The organism is Salinibacterium sp. SWN139 (assembly GCF_015864625.1).
Classification (GTDB): domain Bacteria; phylum Actinomycetota; class Actinomycetes; order Actinomycetales; family Microbacteriaceae; genus Rhodoglobus.
This window is the reverse complement of record NZ_JADYWV010000003.1, coordinates 38,381-58,641: the sequence shown is the minus strand read 5'-3', so window position 1 is coordinate 58,641 and position 20,261 is coordinate 38,381. Positions and strand designations below refer to the sequence as shown.

Here is a 20,261-nt window from a genome sequence, read left to right as displayed (position 1 = left end):
TGGAAGCTTGCATCGCTGAAAGGAGCACACCATGACTCAGGTCCCCGAAGAACCCACCCCCGATGTAACACCCGAAGATGTAACACCCGAACAAAACAGCACCCCAGCCAGCACCCCCGAGACAGCACCTCAGGGTGAAGCGTCTCGCGTCGCAGCTAACACTGCGGAAACGGCCGCAGCAGCGAACACCGCGGAAACTCCCGCCGGCGTCGACAGCACGCCCACCCAGACTTCCTCCGCCGAAGCCGCACCCAGTGCCGCCCCGGTGGAAACCCCGCCCGTTGCAGGCACCGCGATCGCCGCAAACGCTGCGGCTCCAAGCGCACCTGCTGAGCCCGTCACATCATCGGCGCCCACAGTGCCCACCATGCAGGCGGATGCAGCCGCAGCCCCAGCCGCAGCCGCAGCGGTAGCGGCAGACGCCCACTCCGGCGCAAGCTTCGGCCCTGCAGCAGTTCCAGCGGCAGCAGCCGCGGAATCTGCCGCACCTAAAAAGAAGCCCCGCATGACTCTCGGCCTCGTCGCCGGATTCGCCATCGTCGCGCTCCTCGGCGGTGCATCCGGTGCAGGCGTCACGCTGTGGGCTTTGGGAAATCAAGCCACGTCAGCCGTCAGCGGCACCGCGAGCCCCGCATCCATCACCGTCAACGACCCCGGTAATGCAACGCTCGTCACCTCGGTGGTTGCCAAGTCAGCGCCGGCGATCGTCACGATCAACGTAACCGGGCAGAACGCTGGCGGAAGCGGATCCGGCGTGATCATCAGCGAAGACGGCAACGTCATCACCAACGCTCACGTTGTGACCCTTGACGGCGAAGTTGCTGACCCCACCGTCACGGTCACCACAAGCGACGGACGCCTCCTTTCGGCAACGGTCGTCGGCTTCGACGCCATCTCTGACATCGCGGTTATTCACATCGATGATGTCAGCGACATGCCTTTCATCACGATCGCCGACTCGAGTGAACTCAACGTTGGCGACAGCACCGTAGCGATCGGTGCACCGCTCGGACTCTCCGGCACCGTCACCAGCGGAATCGTGAGCGCGCTCAACCGCAGTATCACGATTGCCTCCTCGGCGCTGCCCGAAGACCCTGAAACGAGCCCTGAAGCCCCCGGCGACAGCGGCGACCAAGACCTCTGGAACTTCGACCTTTTCGGCGAAAACGGTCAAGGCAACGGCCAAAGCTCAGCAGCGCAGGCCTCGGTCGCTCTCGCCGTCATCCAGACGGATGCTGCTATCAACCCCGGCAACTCTGGTGGTGCACTGTTGAACTCCGATGGAGAACTCATCGGCATCAACGTGGCCATCGCATCCTCCGGCGGCAACGAGGGCAGCATCGGTGTTGGCTTCGCGATTCCCTCGAACGTCGCGAGCCGCGTCGCTAACGAGATCCTCGAAACCGGAACGGCAACGCACGGCCTCCTCGGAGCATCCGTCGCTGACGTCACCGACGACCCCGCCCAGAGCGACGCTGAAGTAGTCGGCGCGAGCATCGTCGGCATCTCTGACGGTGGAGCAGCAGCGGATGCCGGACTCCAGATCGGCGACATCGTCACCGGCTTCGATGGACTGCCCATCACCAACAAGACCGACCTCACCGCCCAGGTGCGAGCATACGCGGCCGGTGAAAGCGTTCCCTTGACCTACGTCCGTGACGGTAAGGGATACTCCGTCGACGTCACTCTCGGTGCTCTCCAGTAACACCGAACAACCACGTATGCGGCGTGCACAGGCTTTCAAGCCTGCGTGCGCCGCATACGTGTGTAACCACCGCAATTCGCGCCCTTCGCGATAAGCTCTATCGACAACTCGGCCCGACGTATTGGAACCCATGGCAAAGAAGGCTCAAGCCCTCACTGGTGTGTCGTACGTGATGCCCGTGCTCAACGAAGTTGAACATATCGAGGCTGCCGTCGACAGCCTCACCGCGCAAGATTACGAGGGACCCTTCGAGATCGTGCTCGCGCTGGGGCCGAGCGTGGATGGTACCAATGCTGTCATCGACGAAATGGCGCGGGTTGATCCGCGCATCCGTCACATCACCAACGAACTTGGTTCTACTCCGGGCGGGCTCAACGCCGCCATCCGCGCCTCGACCTATCCGATTGTGGTTCGGGTCGATGCGCACTCTGTATTGCCCACCAACTACACCCGGGTCGCGGTCGATACCCTTGAGCGCACCGGTGCCGACAACGTTGGCGGCATCATGAAAGCTCAAGGCCGCACGCCTTTCGAACGGGCCGTCGCTCACGCCTACGGTTCGCCTGAAGGCCTCGGCGGCACCCAACACCACACGGGCGGCAAAGAAGGCCCCGCGGATACCGCCTACCTTGGCGTTTTCCAGCGTGAACGCCTCGTCGAGGTCGGCCTCTTCGATGAAGACATCAAGCGTGGCCAGGACTGGGAGCTGAACCGTCGTCTGCGCGCGACTGGCGGAACAGTCTGGTTCACTCCTGAACTCGAAGTTGTCTACCGGCCGCGGTCGAACCTGCGCACGCTCATCCGTCAGTTCGTGGCCACCGGTATCTGGCGCGGTGAGCTCGCTCGCCGTTTCGGCACGGCAAACTCGCTGCGATACTTCGTGCCACCGTTGGCGGTGCTCGGCACAGTCGTCGGCCTTATCCTCGGAATCCTCGCGAGCATTACGGGCACCGGTTGGTTGGCCGTCGCGTACGCTGCGCCAGCCGTCTATGTGCTGTTCGTTATCGCCGCAGCTGCTGTTGCTGGGGCGAAAGACGGGTTAAGATCAGGTCTTTGGTATCTGATCGTGCTTCCCTGTATCCACTTTGGCTGGGGCAGCGGCTTCATTCTCGGATTCCTGAAACTCACCAAGAACATCACTGCGCATACGGGAAGGTAAGACCGTGTCTCCTCACACATCACCGCAGCCCGCTACGCGCCCCGAAAGCATCGCCCAATTGCGCGAAGTGACGCAACCCCCAGAGGTGCGACTGCGAGCAAACGCGGAACACTGGACGGCATCGCTCTACCTGCGCGATATTTCCCCGTACCTCACGTGGATGCTCCTCAAAACGTCTATCAGCGCCAACGGCGTCACCGGGCTCATGATCCTCACCGGTTGGCTCACGGCCGCCGCGTTGCTCATCCCCGGCATGACGGGTGCTGCTCTCGCCCTCATCCTGGGGCAACTACAGATGCTCGTTGACTGCAGCGATGGTGAAGTTGCTCGCTGGCGCAATACACGTTCGCCAGCAGGGGTGTTCCTCGACAAGGTTGGGCACTACAGCACAGAAGCGCTCATTCCGATTGCCTTGGGCCTCCGCGCCGCCGGCTGGCCCCTCGATTTTCCGGCCGATTTCGCGTGGACCACTGCCGGTTTCGCCCTTGCCCTCATCATTGTGCTCAACAAGGCGCTCAACGACATGGTGCACGTTGCCCGAGCCAATGCCGGCCTCGACAAGCTCAGCGACCGCAAGGGTGAGGCGGTGCCGAGCCATAGCGTCGTGGCGAAACTTCGTCGCCTCGCTCGCTTCGTTCCGTTCCACCGCTTGTACCACTCGGTTGAGCTCACAATGATCGCGTTCGCAACGGCCATCATTGCGCTCTTCGTACCTGCATTGGCCGCAGAGCGCACCGTGCTGCTCATTCTGCTGCCGCTCGCACTTCTCGCGCTCGGCGGTCATTTTGTGGCCATCATGGCGTCCAAACGCGTTCGCTCATGACTCACCGCATCGGCGTCGTTTCTCTAACTCAAGGAAAGCGCCCCGACGACCTCGCGCGCGGCCTTGCCTCGCTGCAGGCGCAGAAGGGCGTTGAACTCGACATCATCGTGGTGGGCAATGGCTGGAACCCAACGGGGCTTCCGGATGCCGTACGCGGCCTTCACCTCGACGCCAACCTGGGCATTCCCGCGGGCCGCAATCGCGGTGTCGAGCACGTGCAGGGTGACTGGATTTTCTTCCTCGACGACGATGCAAGCATCCCGTCACCGACGTTCCTCAGCGACGCTGTCGAGATCATGCAGGCTGACCCGAGCATTGGGTTGCTGCAGCCGCGCGTAGAGGATGCTGAGGGCAAAGAGAACCCGCGACGCTGGATTCCGCGCATTCGCAAGGGCGACCCGCGGCATCCGAGTGATGTGTTTTCCGTCTGGGAGGGCGCCGTGTTGATGCCGCGTCCACTCTTCGACGAGATCGGTGGGTGGGGCGATCCCTACTTCTATGCCCACGAAGGCATAGAGCTCGCCTGGCGAGTGTGGGGTGCCGGTAAACGCGCTTGGTACGCCGGAAACTTGGTGGCGAACCATCCGGCAATCGATCCGGCGCGCCACAGCTACTACTACCGCCTCAATGCCCGCAACCGGGTCTGGTTGGCCAAGCGCAACCTGCCGGTGCTGTTAGTGCCAATCTATGTTGCCAGCTGGACCGCAATTCAGGTCCTGCGTGCAGCGAAGAACCCGGTGGGCATGCGTGCCTGGTGGGGTGGCTGGTTTGCTGGTTGGCGAGAGAACCCCGGCGGCCGCCGAAGCATAGGCTGGGCGACCGTGGCGCGGATGGCGCGTGCCGGACGCCCTCCAGTGATCTAACCCAACCCGCTCGCGTTAACGCACGAACGGCGCCCTGCTTTCGCAGAACGCCGTTCGTCGGTGTGGATTTAGTACTTGGTACGAGGCTTGCGCGTCGGACGGTCTTCGTAGCGATTGCCACTGTCGCGCGATGTGTTGTCGCGACCGGCGTCGTTCCGGGGTGCAGAATCGCGGTTGTTGTAGCCGCGTGATTCTTCACGTTCGCGGTTGGCGCGGGCGCCACCCTCGAATGAGCGATCGCGGCTGGGGTACTTGCCGTCTCCGCCTCGCGCGCCGCCGCCGTTTGCCTTGCGGTCGGGAGCGATCTCGATCAGCTTGCCGCTGATGCGGGTGTCGCGCAGTCGTTCCAACACATCTTTCGACATGTCGGCGGGCAACTCGACGAGCGAGAAGTCCGGTCGAATCTGAATGTGACCGAAGTCGTCGCGGCTGAGACCACCCTCGTTGGCGAGAGCGCCAACGATCTGGCGGGGCTCAACGCGCTGACGCTTGCCGACCTCAATGCGGTAGGCAGCCATCGGCTTGGTCGAACGGGGGCGACGCTCGGGGCGGTCGCCACGATCTCCGCCGCGTTCTCCGCCACGCTCGGGGCGATCGGTGCGTGCCTTGCGGTCATCACGTTCGATGAAGCGCTGGGCGCGTTCCTCTTCTGCCGACAGCAACAGGGGAGTCTCGCCCTGGGCTACAACGGCAAGAGCGGCTGCAACATCCGCTTCAGGAATATCGTGGTGTTCAACGTAGTGAGCGATGATGTCGCGGAAGGCTGAAATGCGCGGCTGCTGGTTGAGCGCTTCAGTGATGGCGTCGTCAAAGCGAGTGAGTCGCGTGGAGTTGACGTCTTCAACCGAAGGAAGCTGCATCTGAGTGAGCGGCTGGCGCGTGGCCTTCTCGATGGCGGTCAGCAGTCGACGCTCGCGAGGAGTGACGAAGCTGATAGCCGAACCGCTGCGACCGGCGCGGCCCGTGCGACCAATGCGGTGCACGTACGACTCGGTGTCGACGGGGATGTCGAAGTTCACGACGTGGCTGATGCGGTCAACGTCGAGTCCACGAGCTGCAACGTCGGTGGCTACGAGGATGTCGAGCTTGCCGGACTTGAGTTGGTTGACGGTGCGCTCGCGCTGAGCCTGAGCCACGTCACCGCTGATGGCGGCGGCCGAGTACCCACGGGCGCGCAGCTTCTCAGCCAAGTTTTCGGTTTCGCTCTTGGTGCGAACGAAGACGATCATTCCCTCGAAGTTTTCGACCTCAAGGATGCGGGTGAGCGCATCGACCTTTTGCGGGTACGAGACGACGAGGTATCGCTGGCTCGTGTTTGCTGAGGTGGTGGTCTGTGACTTGACCGTAATTTCTTCGGCGTTGTTCAGGTACTTCTTGGAGATGCGGCGGATCTGTGCCGGCATCGTCGCGGAGAAGAGCGCAACCTGCTTGTCGTCAGGGGTATCGGCGAGGATCGTCTCAACGTCTTCGGCGAAGCCCATCTTGAGCATTTCGTCGGCCTCATCGAGAACCAGGTACTTGAGCTCGGAGAGGTCGAGGGTGCCCTTGGCGAGGTGGTCCATGATGCGGCCGGGGGTACCGACTACAACGTGAACGCCGCGGCGCAGGGCCGACAGCTGAACGCCGTAGGCCTGCCCGCCGTAAACGGGGAGCACGTGCACGCCACGCATGTGGGTGGCGTACTTCTCGAACGCCTCACACACCTGCAACGCGAGCTCGCGAGTGGGGGAGAGCACGAGCGCTTGTGGCTTGCTCTGGGATACATCGAGGCGCGAGAGAATCGGCAGCGCGAAGGCTGCGGTCTTTCCCGTGCCGGTCTGGGCCAGGCCGACTACGTCGCGCCCTTCCAGAAGAGTAGGAATAGTGGCTGCTTGGATAGCCGAAGGCGTCTCGTAGCCAATGTCACGAACCGCTTTCAATACCGCATCGCTGAGAGCGAGGTCGGAGAAAGTGATCGCGGTCTCGGTGGTATCAGACGGTGCGGTTGAATCAGAATCGGTCATTCTATCAATCGTACCTCTATAATCCCCAAAATCCTGCGGTTCTCAGCGGTCTCGCCGGGTAGGAGCCTCCGAGGGGAGGGCAGGTACTATCGAAACAGCGGTCCAACCACCTGCCGTTGGATCAGCATCGGCTCGATAACGGTGCGGCAGGTGAGGCGTTGTATCGACCCTCCGATGATTTGATTGTGACCATGGCGCTACTGAAAGACTTCATAACAGCACGCAAGGTGGCGCGCTCAATGTTGCGCTCTCGCCGTAATCGGCGTCGTGTGGCGAACCTCATGGACGAGCATCCGCTGCCCGTTCCTGGTTCAGTGAGCATCGCGGTCTACTTCGCTGATACCAAGGTCAATCTTTACCAAATGCGGCAGTGGTATGCCCCGCTAGCCGAGCTCTCGAAGAGTTTTCCGGTAGCGATTATTTCGCGGTCACCGAGTTCAGTGCTGGCGTTGTGGGATGAAGCGCCGGTTCCCACCGCGTATTTGCGTCGAGTTTCTGAGCTTGAGCAGTTTGTGGCCGAGCAACCGTTGAAGATCATCTTCTACGTCAACCAGAACGCCAAAAACTTCCAGATGTTCCGCTACGGCCACATGTGGCACGTTTTCATCAACCACGGTGAGAGCGACAAGATGTACATGACGACAAATCAGTTCAAGGCCTATGATTTCAGCCTTGTGGCCGGGGATGCCGCGCTCGATCGTTTGAGCTACAAACTCTGGGATTTCGACGTCACCAAGAAGGCAATCCCGATTGGGCGCCCCCAGGCCGACCATTTCGCCGGAGAGCTGCCCTACACGCCAGACGACCGCACCGTCGTGCTCTACGCCCCGACGTGGGAGGGCGATCGCGACGCTGCCGCCTACGGTTCCGTAGCCAGTCATGGCGTTGCCTTGACGAACGCAGTTCTCGCGAGCGACAAGCACCGCCTGATTTATCGCCCGCACCCCCGCAGTGGTGTTGTAGACCCTGAATACAAGCGCGCCAATATCGCGATCATCGCTGCGATTGCCGAGGCTAACGAGACTGACCCATCGGTGCAGCACATTTACGATGACGGCAAAGAAATGGGGTGGCAGCTGGTTGCAGCGGATGTCGCCATCACTGACGTCTCGGCGATGGTCTATGACCGGCTCGCGACCGGCAAACCGCTCATCGTCACGCGTCCGCTCTCCGAGCAGGCTGACATCGATGAGGGCGGCTACCTCGGAGCATGCGAGTGGTTACTCGCCGACCAGGCCGGTGACATCCTCTCGATCGCCGAGCGCGTGCAGTTCGACACTGAGGCGAAGGAACGCCTCGGCTATTGGGCTGAGCGTCACTTCGGTGACACCACTCCTGGTGCCGCGACTGCCCGCTTCCACGAGGCCGTTGAGTCGCTGGTGGCGCTGTGGCACCGGCACGCCCAGTTGCACATTGGCGATCGACCGTCGAGCGAAGCAGATCCTTTTGAGGATGACGACGACGACGAGTCTCCGTCCGTTGAATAGCTGATCTAGGGCTGGTCGTCGCTCTCGAGCTCAACCCATCCTTGGCGTTTGCGTCGCTGTGGCAGTTGCGGCAACTTGGGTAGCGTCGGTAGCTTCTTACGTTCGCCGCGCACCTTCGGCGTCTTGGCTGCCTTAGGGAGCGCAATCACGGGCTCAAGCCACGACGGCAGCGTTGCCGGTGCCGGCCCAAAGCCTTGGCGCGCTGAGCGAATAATCTGGCGGCCCAGAATGTTGTTCCCGCCACCGCCGATCACCGCTCCAATGCCGAAGGGCATGAGGCGACCCACGATGTTGGTTCCTTGGGCGGCTGCATACCGTTTGAGGAAGGTGTGCTTGATTCGGTCCGCTATCGGTCCCATGAGCGTGGTCGGCAGGCCTTTGGCAAGGGTTTCGCCCCAATAGGCCGAGCGTGCAACGCCGGTGCCGCTGGCTTGAGCGGCCAGTTGTTTCACGAGGTCGCTGCCGGCGGTGCCGAGCACCATTGTCATGACGAGCGCGCGTGCGCGGTCGGGGTCATCGACGACGATGCCGTGCACTTCAGTGACCGATTGAGCAAAGAGCGCGCTGGCCTCAAGAAACCCGGCGGTCTCAACACTCGAGAGCGCGAGCGAGGTTCCGGTGCCGACGGCGGGGATGGCGGCACTCGCCCCGACGAGGGCGCCACCGGTGGTGACGGCGGCTAGGTAGCGGCGCTCCAGAACGGCAATAATCTCATCCGGAGTCGCGTGTAGTTTGCTGCGACGGATGCTGCGGATGTGGGCCAATACGACGGGACGCTGCACGGTGAGCACCCGGTCGATTCCGCGCACCACCATGGGGTGGGAGGTGCTCACTTCGCTCTTAGCCATACTTTTAACCGTACCTGAGGAACTCTGGCGGCACCCCGGGAGCTGGGCAGCCGTTGAGCAACCGTGACGTTGGCTGTCAGGGTTTTCTACTTTTAATCCCGTAGTCCGAGTTGTAATGAGCGAGCACATCATCGATGGGGCCGTCGAGGACTAACTCACCCTTGTCGAGGTAGAGACCGCGAGTACAGAAGCGACGCAGATCACGTTCGTTATGGGAAACGAAGAATAGCGTGCGTCCGCTCTCAAGGAGATCCTCAATGCGGCGATAGCATTTTTCGCGGAAGGCTTTATCTCCGACCGCGAGTACTTCATCTACCAAAAGGATCGGCTCTTCGAGGCGAGAAATCACGGCGAATGCGATGCGCACCTTCATGCCGCTCGAGAGATGTTTGTAGGGCGTGTCAAGAAAGAGTTCGATTTCAGCGAAGTCGATGATTTCGTCGAAACGTTCGTTAATCTCGTGCTTCGTCATACCGTGGAGACCTGCGGTCAGATACACGTTTTCGCGCACCGTCAAATCACCAACGAAGCCACCAGTGATTTCGATGAGTGGAGCGACTCCTTTGTCGACGGACACGCTGCCTTCATCAGACAAGATCACTTCGGCCACTAGCTTCAGAAGTGTTGATTTGCCTTGGCCATTGCGGCCAACGACTCCGATCGCTTCTCCGGCTTTTACATTGAAACTGACGTTTCGCAGCGCCCAGAACTCGTCAGAGCGAGCGCGGCGTTTGCGGCCAGCGAAGAGATCCTTAAAATTGCTGCGTGAACGTCGGTGAAGTCGAAACCGGATGCCGGCATCGTCAACCCGGATTACGTGGTTGTCACCCATTAAATTTCCTTCAGCACGGCGCGTTCGGTACGCGCAAAGACGAGTATTCCGATGACCATGACGATGCAGCTCATGATCGCAGCGATCAACACGGCGTACCAGTTGAGCTGATCGGGGAAGAACGCTGACCGGTAGAGCGAGAAGATTCCGGCGAGAGGGTTGAACGCGGCTAAGCGTTCGAGCCCTAGTTTCCCCAAATCGGGAAGCCCATAGATGATCGGCGAGGCATAGAAGAGGAACCTCAGGGCAAGCTTAGTCGCGCGTTCGAGGTCGCGGAAGAACACGACTAGAGGCGCAACAATCAGCCCGACACCCATCGTCAGGATTGCCTGAATCACTATGGCCAGAACGAAGTACACGGCTTCCCAATGCAACTCGGCACCGTTGACAATGGCAAAGAAGGCAATAACTGGAATGCTGGCAAGAAACTCGATCCCCTTTGAGAGCACGAGTCGTGCGACCCAGATGGTGCGAGGGATGTTGGTGGACCGGATGAGCTTGGACTCACGCAGATAGGCGCGCGTAGAGTCTGCCACGGCTCCGTTGAACCACATCCACGGCAACATCGCGGAGAGCAAGAACACAATGTAGGGCTTCTCGCCTACAGTCCGTTCAAAAATCTCTGTGAAGACAAACCAATAGATGCCCGCCATAACTAGAGGGTCAAGAATTGACCACACGTAGCCAAGAGCGGACGTTGAGTAACGCACGCGGAGGTCGCGCACGGTGAGCAACCAGAGAGTGCGACGGTATCGGGTAAGAGGGGACCAAGAGGGTCGTTTCAATGCTGTGTTCGCCACGCCCCTATATTAGGTGCCAATTTGGGAAACATCTGCATGCGATCGATTGAGAGGGAATTTTCCCTCTCTTTACGCACTATGCCCGCCTCGCACGAGGTGCGGACGGGCATAGTGGCGGGCGCTTAGCGCCGAACTTTTTCTAGACGAAGAGGTTGGCACGCTCGAGGTCTTCAGCGAAGTCCACCTCGATGGCGTACAGGTCAGAAATGTCGACAGGTTCGATGAGCAAGCGATCCTCTTCAATAGCGAGCTCAATGCCGCGCTCGAAGTAGTCCTGGTCGCCAACCTTCTTGAGGTGACGTACCAGCGTTGCTTTGGCGTCGCGCGAAATGTAGTTGATGCCAACGGCCTCGCCCAGTCCGCCCTTGACGGTCTTGGAGAGTTCCTTGATGTAGCCCTCAGCGTCGGTCGTGTACTTGACTTCTTCGTCAGAGACCTTCGCGGTGTTGACGCTAACGAACGACTGGTCGCGAGCAACCATGGCGGCGGCACGCTCAAGAGCGGTCGGGTCGAAGACAACGTCGCCGTTCATCCAGAGAACTCCACCAGGAGCGGATGCCTGCAGTGCACGCATGAGGCTCTTCGAGGTATTGGTCTGGTCGTACTGCTCGTTGTAGACGAACGATGCCTCAGGGAATGCTTCGATGATGTGCTCAAGCTTGTAGCCAACAACGATCGTGACTTTGGCGTTGTTGCCGAAAGCGTGACGGATGTTGTCGAACTGCTGCTGCATGATGGTGCGGCCATCGCTGAGCTCAGTAAGCGGCTTCGGCAACGAGCGGCCCAAACGGCTGCCCATTCCGGCAGCTAAAATTACGACCTGTGTAGTCATGGTGGTCTCCTCAGTAGTTCTGGGGCTCGGGTTCAAGGTTCATGATTTACCTACTGTTAACCCGAGATTGGAAAAAACGACACACCGTTGTGCGATAGTCAGGCTAACTGTGTCGGCCGAGAACTCCATAGATTTTGGAGGGTTGTTGCCTATTTGTGATGCAGGCTCATTCTCTGCGCATCTGATTGGTAGGTTTGGACAGTGGAAAACGCCCAAACACCCGACGAGGGCACGAAGTCTGTTGAAACGCCGGTAACGAAGCCCGCGAGCAGCACCCGGAAGCCGGCAACGGCCCGTGGTTCTCAAGCAAAATCGTCTACCGCCAAGCCAGCAACTCCTGCTACTCGTAAACCTGCCGCCAAGAAGCCCGCTGCTCGCAAGACGCCTGCCCGCACTACAAGTGCTGTAACGGGCGTTGATGCGTCTACTGGCGAATCGCCGATTGCTCCGAAACCGTCGCCGACGACGGTAAAGAGTGCCGCAGGCAAGTCGACTTCCGATAAGCCGACACCGGCCGCACCGAAACGCGCTGCTGCGAAGTCGAGTGCCGCGAAGTCGAGTGCCGCGAAGTCGAGTGCCGCGAAGACCACTGCGTCGAAAACCAGTGCTGCGAAGTCGAGTGCCGCTAAGGCTCCCGCGACGAAGAGCCAAGCGACTCGAAGCTCGACGGCGCCGAAGCCGACCGCGCCAAAACCCACCGCACCCAAGCCAACTGCGCCGATGCCCACTGCGTCGGAGACGATTGCGCCCGAGACGACTGCGCCCGACTCGGATGCTGTCGAAGTGGTCAACGTCGAGGCGCTCGTTGACGATCTTGTGATCGCCGAGACCGTCGAAGCCACGCCCGAGGCGGAAAAAGCAGTCGATGCCGTGTCGACCGATGAATCCGATACTGCTGAGGCTGCAGTCGCTGGTATTGGCGCTGTTGAGGCTGTTGCGGACGCCGCTATCGACGGCGACGCTGCTGAGAATGACGCCGCTGCGGGCGCTGCTGTAATCGGAGCCGATGCTGTAATCGACACCGCTGATGCTGATGCTGATGCTGATGCTGATGCAGATGCAGATGCAGATGCAGATGCGGATGCGGATGCGGATGCGGATGCGGATGCGGACGCCGAACCTGCCGCAGCAGTTTCTGCAGAGAAGCCGGATGCCGTACTTGCCGGGCTCGCACGCCTGCGTGCCCTTGCCTCACAGTTCGCTGCGCCCGCGGCAGAAGCAGCAGAGAAAAAGGCTCTGGCAGAGAAGGCTGCTGCCGAAAAGGCTGCGGCTGAGAAAGCCGAAGAAGACGAACGCGAAGCGGAACGTGCAGAGGTTGAGCGTGCTGAGTCTGAGCGCCTAGAAGCCGAGCGCGCGGAAGCCGAAAAGGCTGAAGCCGAAAACGCGGAAGCCGAGAAGGCTGAAGCGGGGCGTCTGGAAGCGGAGCAGATCGCTGCTGACAAGGCGGAAGTCGAGGAAGCCGAAGCGGTCACGACCGCGCTTGACAAGACTGAGGCTGCGGCGAGCGACGCTGAGACGGACGATGCTGAGGACGCTGAAGCAGGGAAGTCCGTTGAGGCTGATGTCGAGCCTGAGGCCCAAATCACGGACGCGGATCGCGCTGACGCTGAGCAAGCCAAAGCCAAAGTCGAAGCCGAAGCCGAAGCCGAAGCCGAAGCCGAAGTCGACGCTGACTCCGACACCGATGACACGGCAGCCACGAGCGCCACGGGCGACAACGCAGAACCTGAGTCCGAAACCGCGGTGGCGGCACCGATGGCTCCCGCGCCGGAACGCGCGGCAGCCGCCGAGGCGGAACCCACCGACGAAGGCACAACAGAGTCTGAGCTAGAACCTGTGGCTGCGAGCGACGCCCTAGTTGCGGTCGACGCCACTGTGGGTCACGGGCTCGAGGCGACATCCACGGACGTCGTTTTGGAAGTCAGCGGATTGTCGAAGGGCTTCGGCGACACCGTTGCTGTCGATGACATTCGCTTGAGCGTGCGCGCGGGAGTGTTCTACGGAATTGTTGGCCCCAACGGTGCCGGTAAAACCACAACGCTCTCTATGATCACCGGACTGCTGCGCCCCGACTCGGGAAGCGCCACCGTCAACGGAGTCGACGTCTGGGCATCACCAGAAGTCGCCAAACGCTCCATCGGTGTGCTGCCCGACCGCTTGCGCATCTTCGACCGCCTCACGGGTTCGCAACTGCTCTACTACTCGGGAGTGCTGCGCGGACTCGACGCCACCGAAGTGCGCAAGCGTTCCGCTGACCTCGCCACAGCCTTCGGCCTTGATGACGTCATGGGCCGCCTCGTAAGCGACTACTCGTCCGGGATGCTCAAGAAAGTCGCTCTCGCCGCAGCAATGATTCACTCGCCGCGCCTGCTCGTACTCGACGAACCCTTCGAATCGGTTGACCCCGTTTCGGCGGCAACGGTCACCCGCATCCTCAAGCAGTACGTCGATGCCGGCGGCACCGTACTACTCTCCAGCCACCGCATGGAACTCGTTCAACGCGTTTGCAGCCATGTTGCCGTCATTGTCGAAGGACGGTTGCTCGCCGACGGCACCATCGACGAAGTGCGCAATGGAATGTCGCTCGAAGACCGCTTCGTGCAGTTGACCGGCAAGAATTCCAGTGGGGGAGGGCTCGAGTGGTTGAGCAGTTTCTCCGACTGAGACTAACCATCCTGGCGAACGCGTTTCGCCGAGGACCGCTCGTAGCCTCCGCCATGGGGTTGGTGCTGATCTACAGCGCCGTCCTGTTCGTAATGGCCATCCTCGCCGTTGCCGACCTGCGCAACACCACCCCCGAAGTTGCGGGCGCCACGCTCGTCGTGTTCGGCTCCGCAGCGCTGCTCGGCTTTCTCGTGATGCCCCTCGGGTGGAATGCGGATGACCCACTCGACCCGCGCAGATTCTCCTACCTGCCCGTCACTCGCATCCGCCTCGCGCTGCTGCTGTTGCTCGCCGGAGCGGCAAGCATCCCCACGGTGATGCTTGCCGGGCTCGCCGTCGCTCAAGTAATCGCGTGGTCGGCGCATCCAGCATCCGCCCTTATCGCTGTGCTCTCCGGAATCATCGTTCTCGTCACGGCCATCGTCGGAGCCCGCCTAGCCAGCCTCATCGCGGCCCGCTACTTGAGCACCAGACGCTTGCGCGAAGGGTTCGGCATCGTCGCGATCGCGCTCGTGGTTGCCTCGCTGCCGATCGCCGTCATGCTCGCTCTCGCCGACTACCAATCCCAAGTCCTGCCGGCCATCCGCCGCGTTGCCGCAGTAATGGAATGGACACCCCTCGGTGTTGCCTTCAGCGCGCCGGCTTCCGCAGCAGCGGGAGACAGCAGCGACGTTCTGGGCAAGCTCGCCATTGCGGTCGGCTTTTTGATCGTTCTCGCTGCGTGCTGGTACTTCCTGCTGGGCTACGTGCTCTCTCGCCCTGAGCGCAGTGCCGTCGCAACATACCGTTCGGGCCTCGGCTGGTTCCGTCTCATGCCCTCGACCCCATTGGGCGCCATCGCGGCACGAAGCCTCAGCTACTGGGCTCGGGATGCACGCTACTTCGTTGCACTCGCCGCCATCCCCATCATTCCTATCGGCATGGTTGCCGCTCTTCTCGTCGGCGGCATCGGAGCCGACGTGATCGCGTGGATTCCCGTGCCCGTCATGTGCCTTTTCCTCGGCTGGAGTGCCCACAACGACGTCGCTCACGACAACACCGCACTCTGGACCCACGTCTCGGCTCACACGCGTGGCTCCGACGACCGCTGGGGGCGCATCGTTCCCAACCTGCTCGTGGGCATCCCTCTCGCCGTCGTCGGCAGTATCCTCACGGTACTTATCGTTGGTAATGGTGAATCGCTACCCGGCCTCATCGGGCTCAGCCTCTGCCTACTCTTTGCGGGTCTCGGCGTTTCCAGCGTCAGCTCAGCCGCCTTCCCTTATGCGGCGCCACTGCCAGGGCACGGTGCGTTCATCCAACCTCAAGCGCTCGTCTCGAACGCCGCCACGGTGCAATCGTTCACGTTCGCATTCACGGTGCTATTCGGCCTGCCGGTCTTGGGAGTCGTCTTCTTCAACCCCTTCACCGATCTGCAACCACAGTGGGCAGCCTTCATCGTCGGCTTGGCCGTCGGTCTTGTCGTGCTCGTCATCGGCGTCTACTGGGGCGGACGAATCATGGTGCGCCGCGGCCCCGAACTGCTCGCACTCTCCTCACAGAACTGATCCAGCACATCCCAAGCCACCTTTGCGGAAGCAAAGACACCGGCTTGCAGCGACGGAAGTAGAATCGACTCATGGCTGACACCGATATCACTGGCGGCGGAACCGACACTCTCGACCGCGAACTCGAAGAACTGCTCAACCAAGAGCAGGTCGAAGAGGGCGACCACGAGCGCTTCTCTCACTACGCACCCAAAAACAAGATCATGGAATCGGCGCTCTCGGGCAAGCCGATTCGTGCGCTGTGTGGAAAGCTCTGGACTCCGGGTCGCGACCCCGAAAAGTTCCCCATCTGCCCAACCTGCAAAGAGGTCTACGAAAAGATGAAGGGCTAACGCTCCCGCTTTTCTTCGCGATCGAGCGCCAATTGCTCAGCGCTCAGCGCTCAGATCTCGGGACTAACCGATCGCCGGCGGCCGCAATTAGCGGTAAATCGTGGGAACTACAGGTTCGCCGCGCGACAAGCGGAACGCGGTCTGCGGCAACTCCGCCATCGCCGTTTCACAGTGATCGCGCGCGGCAAGCGTGCCGCCATCGCCGATCCACTGCTGATCGGCTGTGCCGCCCGTCATGAGCGCAACGTTGAGATCTCGGCCCTCAATATCCGGTCGGCCTTCAGACTCTTGATAAATCAGTTCCATGGATGCGACGCCATTGTCGAGCGCGCGCACCGCCGCCTTGTGGCCGCCAATGGTGGCTTTCGCCGCCGACTTCTTGGCGACAGAAATCCACTCGCCCGCATCGTTCTGATGGGCTACCAACTTGTACACCATCCCTGCGGCGGGGAAACCTGAACCGGTGACCACGGAGGTGCCGACACCGAATGAATCGACCGGGGCGGCACGCAGCGCAGCAATCGCGTGCTCGTCGAGGTCGTTGGTGACCGTGATGCGGGTTTTCGTTGCCCCGAGTGAATCCAACTGGGCTCGAACGGCCGCGACCTGAATCGCAAGGTCACCAGAGTCGATGCGCACAGCGCCCAACCCGGTGCCGGCGACCTTCACGGCCAGCTCGACCGCATTCTCGACATCGTAGGTGTCAACAAGCAGCGTGGTCGAGGGGCCAAGCGCGTCAACCTGTGCCTGGAATGCTTCTTCTTCAGAATCGTGCAGCAGCGTGAACGAGTGCGCTGCGGTTCCCATCGTGGGCACACCCCAGCTTCGGCCCGCTTCCAGATTGCTCGTGGCGCTGAATCCCGCAATGTAGGCGGCGCGAGCGGATGCCACGGCAGAGCGTTCGCCGGTGCGGCGTGATCCCATCTCCGCAATGGGTCGCCCGTCGGCGGCAGACACCATGCGCGCAGCAGCGGACGCGACAGCGGAGTCGTAATTCAACACGCTCAGCGCGAGTGTCTCCAGCAGCACAGCTTCGGCGAAGGAGCCCTCAACGGTGAGCACGGGGGAGCCGGGGAAGTACGCGTCGCCCTCGCGGTACCCACTGATATCGCCAGTGAAGCGATAGTTGGCGAGCCAGTCGATGGTCGTGGGGCTCACGATGGCATTGCGCGCTAGGAACCCGAGCTCGTCGTCGCCAAAGCGGAATTCTTCGATGAGTTCGAGCAGGCGTCCGGTTCCCGCAACAACGCCATAGCGGCGGCTGTCGGGAAGGCGGCGGGCAAACACTTCGAACACGCACTGGCGTTCGTGGCGGCCACTGCCGATCGCGGCGTCGAGCATCGTCAGCTCGTATTGGTCTGTTAGCAGAGCGGTACTCACCCGACCAGCGTACGCGACAGACCATCACCGTTGTCGGGGAGGGTTCGAGCATCCACCACTACGATTGAAGACGTGACTGATGCACCTATTGGCGTTTTCGACTCCGGAGTCGGTGGCCTCACCGTAGCCCGAGCGATTATCGACCAGTTGCCGCACGAATCGATTCTGTATGTGGGCGACACTCTGCACTCGCCCTATGGCCCGAAGCCGATTGCCGATGTGCGCCGCTATTCCCTCGAAATCATGGATCGCCTCGTCGACGATGGCGTGAAGTTGCTCGTGATCGCCTGCAACACGGCCTCGGCTGCGATGCTGCGGGATGCCCGCGAGCGCTACACCGAGGCGCGCGGCATCGAAGTGGTCGAAGTGATCCAGCCTGCCACGAGGGCGGCAGTGCGTCAGACCCGCAATGGTCGCGTCGGAGTGATTGGCACCGAGGGCACCATCAAGTCGCGTGCTTACGAAGATGCGTTCGCTGCGGCATCCGGCATCGAATTGTTCACGCAGTCCTGCCCCCGTTTTGTGGAGTTCGTGGAAGCCGGCATCACAACCGGGCCCGAAGTTCTTGCTGTCGCCGAAGAATATTTGGCGCCGCTGAAGGCCGCCGAAATCGACACGCTCGTGCTGGGCTGCACCCACTACCCGCACATTTCTGCCGCGATTCAGTACGTGATGGGGCGGGATGTCACGCTCGTCTCTAGCGCGGAAGAAACCGCCTACGACGTCTACAACACTCTGGTCGCGCACAATCTGCTGCGCGATTCCACGGAAACCGCGCGCCACGCCTTCGAGGCGACCGGCCCAGACAAGCAGGGCTTCACTAGTCTGGCTTCCCGCTTCATGGGGCCGAACATCGTGCGCGTCGAGACCTTCGAAACCGGCGCGATTAACTTGCCGCAGCTCCCGTAGCGAGCGCCCCCTCACGAACACCAGATTTCACCGATAGACCGATAGACCGATAGACCGATAGAGAGTAGAGACATGACCCGTCACGATGGCCGCGAAAACAACGAACTGCGCGAAGTAACAATTGAGCGCGGATGGAGCGACCAGGCTGAGGGTTCGGCGCTTATTTCCTTCGGTAAGACCAAGGTGCTGTGCACGGCATCCTTCACCAATGGTGTTCCGCGCTGGATGGCGGGCAAGGGCAAAGGCTGGGTTACTGCCGAGTACTCGATGCTTCCGCGCAGCACGAACAGCCGTATGGACCGCGAAGCAGTCAAGGGCAAGGTAGGCGGACGAACCCACGAAATCTCGCGCCTGATTGGTCGCAGCTTGCGCGCTGTTGTCGACATGAAGGCCCTCGGCGAAAACACGATCGTGATCGACTGCGACGTGCTTCAGGCCGATGGCGGAACCCGCACGGCAGCGATCACTGGTGCCTACATTGCGCTTGCTGACGCCATCGAGTGGGGCCGTGAGAAGAAGTTCATCGGCAAGAACTCGAAGGCACTCTTCGATTCGCTCGCTGCCGTGAGCGTCGGAATCATCGATGGCGAGCCCATGCTCGACCTCGCCTATGTTGAAGACGTGCGCGCCGAGACCGACATGAACGTCGTTGTTACCGGTCGCGGATTGTTCGTTGAGGTTCAGGGCACCGCCGAAGGCGCACCCTTCGACCGCCGCGAACTTGACTCGCTGCTCGACCTTGCTCTCGCGGGTGGCACAGAGCTCACGGCGATCCAAGCCGCAACCCTCGGCCGCACCACCGCCACCACCCACACCGGCGCGTAGCAATGCGGATCGTTCTCGCCACCCACAACGCCCACAAAGTTGCTGAGCTGCGGCGCATCTTGGGGCCAGCACTCGACGGCCTCGAACTCGTCGCCTACGACGGGCCCGAACCGGTTGAAGACGGCGACACGTTCCAGGCCAACGCGCTGATCAAAGCGCGGGCCGCCGCTGCCCACACTGGGCTGCCGGCGTTGGCCGACGATTCCGGAATCTGTGTTGACGCGCTGGGTGGTGCCCCCGGCATCCACTCGGCTCGGTATGCGGGAACGCGCAACGACGTCGACAACCTTGAACTGCTGTTGGCAAACATGGTCGGCAGGGATGACCGCGCCGCCCAGTTTGCCTGTGCGGCAGCGTTTGTGGTTCCCACCGGTGTTGCTGGCACAGCCGTCGCTGCTGGTGCCTCCGAAGCCGAATCTCATGAGTTCGTGGAGCTTGCACTCTGGCCGGGCACCGTGGCAACCGAGCGGAGCGGAACTGAGGGCTTCGGCTACGACCCGATTTTCTGTCCGGATGGGCAGCCGGGAACATCCGCAGACCTTACTTCTGACCAGAAGGATGCGCTCAGTCACCGCGCCCAAGCATTCGCCGCGATCATGCCAATCGTTCGCCGTCAACTGCTGGGCGACTAGTAGCAGCCTGCCGATCAGCGGCGAGTATTTGCACCGCGGTCTCGGTGTGGAGCGCAACAACGTAGGGTTGAGGCGTGTCTGAACATGATGATCCCCACGCAGTAGATCTTGAACTCCCCATCGCAGCCCGCATTACGGCCGCGAGCGAACGCCATGGCGAAGCCGTCATTGTCGAACGTGCCGTCTCTCTCATTGAGGGCAACAACGAGGGCAAAGAGTTCCTGCTGATTGTTGGCGGTGAGCATGCTCAGGGCATCCTCGACGGCGCTCCGGTGCTCTACTGGCCTGAGCTGTGGGGAACGCGCGCGCTACTGCACGCCTGGAATGACAGTGCTGCGGATGCCGTACGCGCTGCTCTCAGTAACCAAGCGTGGCGGGTGCGTGAGATGGCAACGCGTGTTGTTGCTACTCGACGACTCGACGCTCGCGAGCAGCTTCTGGCGCTCCTGACGGACGACACTGCCCGCGTTCGCGCGTCGGCAGCTCGCGCCCTCGGAACGGTCGGTTCGCTCGATGTCGTCGAGGCGATCTCCGAGCTCGTGAAAGACGAAGACATTGAGGTCCGCCGCGCTGCTCAGCAGGCCGTGACCGCCATCCGCAAGCGTTCGCCTCAGGAATAG

Annotated in this window: 19 protein-coding genes; 12 read left to right on the top strand and 7 right to left on the bottom strand. The window is 61.5% G+C overall.

Going from position 1 to position 20,261, the window contains the following annotated elements; all coding sequences use genetic code 11:
* The first annotated feature begins 31 nt into the window (after positions 1-31).
* From I6E74_RS10270 to I6E74_RS10255, 4 genes are all read left to right on the top strand, one after another.
* Positions 32-1,705, top strand: coding sequence for a S1C family serine protease (locus tag I6E74_RS10270; protein ID WP_197125415.1), 1,674 nt, complete (start codon positions 32-34; stop codon positions 1,703-1,705).
* A gap of 130 nt (positions 1,706-1,835) precedes the next feature.
* Complete coding sequence (locus tag I6E74_RS10265; RefSeq protein WP_197125414.1) at positions 1,836-2,864, top strand: glycosyltransferase family 2 protein; 1,029 nt, start codon at positions 1,836-1,838, stop codon at positions 2,862-2,864.
* Between the two features lie 4 nt (positions 2,865-2,868).
* Complete coding sequence (locus tag I6E74_RS10260; RefSeq protein ID WP_197125412.1) at positions 2,869-3,687, top strand: CDP-alcohol phosphatidyltransferase family protein; 819 nt, start codon at positions 2,869-2,871, stop codon at positions 3,685-3,687.
* Positions 3,684-4,550: a glycosyltransferase family 2 protein gene (locus I6E74_RS10255; protein WP_197125410.1), complete on the top strand. Its 867-nt coding sequence runs from the start codon at positions 3,684-3,686 to the stop codon at positions 4,548-4,550. The genes I6E74_RS10260 and I6E74_RS10255 overlap by 4 nt, the downstream gene beginning before the upstream one ends.
* Before the next feature lie 68 nt (positions 4,551-4,618).
* Here the strand turns inward: I6E74_RS10255 and I6E74_RS10250 are convergent, their stop codons facing one another.
* Positions 4,619-6,553 (bottom strand): DEAD/DEAH box helicase, encoded by a 1,935-nt coding sequence (locus I6E74_RS10250; RefSeq protein WP_197125408.1) that lies wholly within the window; start codon positions 6,551-6,553, stop codon positions 4,619-4,621.
* A gap of 191 nt (positions 6,554-6,744) precedes the next feature.
* On the opposite strand from I6E74_RS10250, the gene I6E74_RS10245 reads away from it, so the two are divergent.
* On the top strand, positions 6,745-8,040 hold the full coding sequence (locus I6E74_RS10245; protein WP_197125406.1) for a CDP-glycerol glycerophosphotransferase family protein: 1,296 nt from the start codon (positions 6,745-6,747) through the stop codon (positions 8,038-8,040).
* 5 nt (positions 8,041-8,045) lie between these two features.
* On the opposite strand, the gene I6E74_RS10240 is transcribed toward I6E74_RS10245, so the two are convergent.
* The 5 genes from I6E74_RS10240 to I6E74_RS10220 form a co-directional block, all read right to left on the bottom strand.
* Entirely contained in the window at positions 8,046-8,888 is an 843-nt protein-coding gene (locus I6E74_RS10240) for a hypothetical protein (protein WP_231601537.1), read from the bottom strand.
* Between the two features lie 76 nt (positions 8,889-8,964).
* A complete protein-coding gene (locus I6E74_RS10235) occupies positions 8,965-9,720 on the bottom strand; it encodes an ABC transporter ATP-binding protein (protein ID WP_197125405.1) in 756 nt (251 codons plus the stop codon).
* On the bottom strand, positions 9,720-10,520 hold the full coding sequence (locus I6E74_RS10230) for an ABC transporter permease (RefSeq protein WP_307784453.1): 801 nt from the start codon (positions 10,518-10,520) through the stop codon (positions 9,720-9,722). Before I6E74_RS10230 ends, I6E74_RS10235 begins: the two co-directional genes overlap by 1 nt.
* Before the next feature lie 139 nt (positions 10,521-10,659).
* Entirely contained in the window at positions 10,660-11,352 is a 693-nt protein-coding gene (locus I6E74_RS10225; protein ID WP_197107291.1) for an NTP transferase domain-containing protein, read from the bottom strand.
* A 302-nt stretch (positions 11,353-11,654) separates the two neighbouring features.
* The gene (locus tag I6E74_RS10220; RefSeq protein ID WP_197125404.1) at positions 11,655-12,080 is read right to left on the bottom strand and encodes a hypothetical protein; all 426 of its coding nucleotides are present in this window, start codon (positions 12,078-12,080) and stop codon (positions 11,655-11,657) included.
* Between I6E74_RS10220 and I6E74_RS14430 the strand changes: the two genes are divergently transcribed.
* The 3 genes from I6E74_RS14430 (at position 12,073) to I6E74_RS10205 (ending at position 15,895) form a co-directional block, all read left to right on the top strand.
* Complete coding sequence (locus I6E74_RS14430; RefSeq protein ID WP_231604982.1) at positions 12,073-14,016, top strand: ABC transporter ATP-binding protein; 1,944 nt, start codon at positions 12,073-12,075, stop codon at positions 14,014-14,016. The genes I6E74_RS10220 and I6E74_RS14430 overlap by 8 nt on opposite strands.
* A 53-nt stretch (positions 14,017-14,069) precedes the next feature.
* Positions 14,070-15,563 (top strand): hypothetical protein, encoded by a 1,494-nt coding sequence (locus I6E74_RS10210; protein WP_197125403.1) that lies wholly within the window; start codon positions 14,070-14,072, stop codon positions 15,561-15,563.
* A 71-nt stretch (positions 15,564-15,634) separates the two neighbouring features.
* Positions 15,635-15,895, top strand: coding sequence for a DUF3039 domain-containing protein (locus I6E74_RS10205; RefSeq protein WP_197125402.1), 261 nt, complete (start codon positions 15,635-15,637; stop codon positions 15,893-15,895).
* Positions 15,896-15,982: 87 nt separating this feature from the next.
* Here the strand turns inward: I6E74_RS10205 and I6E74_RS10200 are convergent, their stop codons facing one another.
* A complete protein-coding gene (locus I6E74_RS10200; RefSeq protein ID WP_307784452.1) occupies positions 15,983-17,275 on the bottom strand; it encodes a nicotinate phosphoribosyltransferase in 1,293 nt (430 codons plus the stop codon).
* A gap of 72 nt (positions 17,276-17,347) precedes the next feature.
* Between I6E74_RS10200 and murI the strand changes: the two genes are divergently transcribed.
* From murI to I6E74_RS14740, 4 genes are all read left to right on the top strand, one after another.
* Entirely contained in the window at positions 17,348-18,184 is an 837-nt protein-coding gene (gene murI, locus I6E74_RS10195; protein WP_197125401.1) for a glutamate racemase, read from the top strand.
* 72 nt (positions 18,185-18,256) lie between these two features.
* Positions 18,257-19,009: a ribonuclease PH gene (rph, locus tag I6E74_RS10190; RefSeq protein ID WP_197125400.1), complete on the top strand. Its 753-nt coding sequence runs from the start codon at positions 18,257-18,259 to the stop codon at positions 19,007-19,009.
* Positions 19,010-19,011: 2 nt separating this feature from the next.
* Positions 19,012-19,641 carry an RdgB/HAM1 family non-canonical purine NTP pyrophosphatase gene (gene rdgB / locus I6E74_RS10185; protein WP_197125399.1) on the top strand — a complete coding sequence of 210 codons (630 nt, stop codon included), beginning with the start codon at positions 19,012-19,014 and terminating at the stop codon, positions 19,639-19,641.
* A 74-nt stretch (positions 19,642-19,715) separates the two neighbouring features.
* Positions 19,716-20,261, top strand: a complete 546-nt coding sequence (locus I6E74_RS14740; RefSeq protein ID WP_197125397.1) for a HEAT repeat domain-containing protein — start codon at positions 19,716-19,718, stop codon at positions 20,259-20,261.